General features: G+C 36.0%; 4 protein-coding genes. All 4 read left to right on the top strand.

Features of this window, described 5'->3' with window-relative positions:
* Positions 1-863, top strand: an 863-nt coding sequence (locus NTU89_04535) for a hypothetical protein (GenBank protein MCX5923796.1), incomplete at its 5' end; no start/stop codon positions are given.
* A complete protein-coding gene (locus tag NTU89_04530) occupies positions 860-1,465 on the top strand; it encodes a hypothetical protein (GenBank protein ID MCX5923795.1) in 606 nt (201 codons plus the stop codon). The genes NTU89_04535 and NTU89_04530, both read left to right, overlap by 4 nt.
* Positions 1,466-1,519: 54 nt before the next feature.
* Positions 1,520-2,575 carry a hypothetical protein gene (locus NTU89_04525; protein MCX5923794.1) on the top strand — a complete coding sequence of 352 codons (1,056 nt, stop codon included), beginning with the start codon at positions 1,520-1,522 and terminating at the stop codon, positions 2,573-2,575.
* A complete protein-coding gene (locus tag NTU89_04520) occupies positions 2,545-2,796 on the top strand; it encodes a hypothetical protein (protein ID MCX5923793.1) in 252 nt (83 codons plus the stop codon). The genes NTU89_04525 and NTU89_04520 overlap by 31 nt, the downstream gene beginning before the upstream one ends.
* Positions 2,797-2,884: the final 88 nt, after the last annotated feature.

Raw genomic sequence — 2,884 nt, 5'->3', positions numbered from 1 at the left:
CGCTCTCAGAAGAATTAGGATTTGAGACATCAGTGCAAGAATTGACAAAAACAGTTCAAAAAATCGAGCACGCTGCGCAAGAAAACATAGCAAAAAATCTTGCTGCTGAGTTAATGGAGGCTGAAAAAGGCATTGAAAAAGCTGGCAAGGTTGCTTCTGGATCAAAAGCAACGCCTTCATTGCCAGTACGGTGCAAAGTACTTTCATTTCAGGACTCATTTGATCAGCTTAAAAAGTTTGGCTATAAAATTTCTGTAAATAAGTCTGATCTGCTTAATAATATTGACTATTATCTTAAGCAAGCTTGCGCTAAAGTAAATACAAAAATTGAAGCCGCTTTGCTTGAGGAATATAAAACAATGCAACAGATTGCAGGTAATGCAGAAATGTCCGTTTGTATGGATCTTGAGCACACAGTTAATATTAAATATAAATTAATATTAGATGAATCAAAGTCTTTTTATACCGTTGATTTAAAAGGTGGGCATTTAGCTGGTACAATGACTAAGCTTGAACAAGAGGGATTAGTGGCAATTGAATCTTTCCTAGAGTTTGGCAATGGATGCGTAGAATACAAAATGAAAGATTTATGCACGGGCGGTAAGTTTACACATACAGAATTTCCATCCCATTGGAATGTTGAAAAGATAGCTCAAGAAACAAAAGTTGCATGTGAAAATGCAATGAGAAATGGATTGTTGACTCCTAAATCTGTAAAGCCTTTGTATATAACAACAAGCGATGACTTTACACTACAAATTATTACTAATACTAATCCTTTAAATCATACTTGTGCTGCAATTGAAAATACATTAAATAGACATGTTGTTACTGCTCATCCAATTTATACGGTAAAAAAATGAGATATATAATTTATTATTTTCAGGATCAATATCCATATAGAGAAAAAGTACCCACTCGTAATTTGCCCTTAGAGGGTTTATTTTACTTTTTAGATTATAAAGAAAATGAATGTTGGATTAAATTTAAAGAGGATGAAAATGATCCTCGAAGAGTTGTTATTTGGTCAGATGATAATATTAAAAGAGGTTTGATTTTTAGTGATTTTAATACGCTTGAAGAAAATTTGGTCTATATAGATCGATATCATAAATATAGTCGTAAGCGTTTTGCAGAGATGCCAGCAATAAGAATATTTCGTGACAATTATGAATATTTAGAAGAACAGTGGCAAGGAATTTATAAACGTAAGCCAAATTATGTAATTTTTCGTGAACACGATAATGGCTTTGTAGATATTCTTGAAAAAGATGAATTATCTGATGAAGATATCGCGAACATGAATCGTGAACATAAAATATATTTAAATTATATCAAGCGATGGAAAGAGTATGTCAAAGCTCATCCTGAGAAACGTACCAGGGTTTGGCGCTGCCCAGCAGATAATGAATTTGAATCAGATTTTAGATTGTATGATCCTGCCGATGAGCAAGGGGTTGATTAGGGACAACCAAAAGAAATAAATAAAAGCAATCAAATATTGCTGGCATCACAGCTTATGGATGTTGATTGGATAGCCCTAAGATTATCTCGCGATATTGCTACAGCTGCACTACCTTACGCGCAAGGCGTTGTTTATGGAATAGCTTATGGCGCTACAGATGTTTTTCATATGGCGTCCCGTCCAATTGAAACGTGTAAAGACCTTGGTAAAACAATCTGCTTTGCTCTCGAAACAGCTGCATTAAACTGCGTTGAAGACGAATCTATGGCGCCTGAAAGCTATAAATTAAAACGCGATCAAAGAAATGAGCAAGTTGCGCAGGCTTTGCATAAGCTTGGTGATCAGATGGCAAACTCTACAGGCCCTGAAAGAGTTGAGGCCTTAGCGAGATTTGGAACTAATCTTGTTCTCCCTGGAAAAGTCATACATGCTGTTGGTGAAGTTTCTGGCGTAATTCGATCACAAGCTAAAATCTTGCGTACGCTTGAAGGCGTGGCTCCTGCGCTCTCAGAAGAATTAGGATTTGAGACATCAGTGCAAGAATTGACAAAAACAGTTCAAAAAATCGAGCACGCTGCGCAAGAAAACATAGCAAAAAATCTTGCTGCTGAGTTAATGCAAGAATTGACAAAAACAGTTCAAAAAATCGAGCACGCTGCGCAAGAAAACATAGCAAAAAATCTTGCTGCTGAGTTAATGGAGACTGAAAAAGGCATTGAAAAAGCTGGCAAGGTTGCTTCTGGATCAAAAGCAACGCCACCGAGAACTTTGGCTACCAAAAAATCAAGTGCTTTGAGAGATGCTCAACGAGTAGCTGATAAGACAATAGAATTACCGGATGGAAGAATGAGGTATTATGAAAAAATAAAACCTTCCGATACTCCTGGTCCCACAAGTGGCAGATCTTTTGTAACAGAATTTGATCCAAAAACTGGTCGTGTTAGACAATGGCAAGAGTGTTATGATCACTCTGGTAATGTAAACAGAATACGTCCTACCATGGTTAATGGTAGAGCTATTGCATCACAGCATTACCCTGCAACGTATAAAGATATGCAAAATAATATAAAGGGCTCGAAATGGAATATACCAAAAAAGAATTTGGATTAGAGTTAAAAGAAAAAATTAAGAACAAAGAGGATGCAGAGCTAATTGGTCGATGGGCTCTTAATATGTATTATGAGCACATACTTGAAACAGAAGATGAATTTAAAGATTTTCTAAAGGATTTAGGTGGGATGTCAGCTGATCCGCAATTTGAAAGATCATATGAAGAATTAAATGAAATTGCTGATCGATTGATTGCTGGTGAAGATGTGAAGTTATATTAATTATAACAAGGCAATAGCCCAGACGAAAATTAAAGAAATTAACAAACCATGGCCAGATTAAAAGTCTGCCATGGTTTGTTAACAAGTG

This window comes from Candidatus Dependentiae bacterium, from assembly GCA_026389065.1.
Taxonomy (GTDB): domain Bacteria; phylum Babelota; class Babeliae; order Babelales; family Chromulinivoraceae; genus JACPFN01.
The sequence above is the reverse complement of the archived record's forward strand: the minus strand, read 5'-3'. Positions and strand labels throughout refer to the sequence as shown.

Bases quoted from the DNA above. Each gene is read 5' to 3' on its own strand.
- NTU89_04530 (MCX5923795.1), top strand. From the start codon at position 860: ATGAGATATATAATTTATTATTTTCAGGATCAATATCCATATAGAGAA.
- NTU89_04525 (MCX5923794.1), top strand. From the start codon at position 1,520: ATGGATGTTGATTGGATAGCCCTAAGATTATCTCGCGATATTGCTACA.
- NTU89_04520 (MCX5923793.1), top strand. From the start codon at position 2,545: ATGGAATATACCAAAAAAGAATTTGGATTAGAGTTAAAAGAAAAAATT.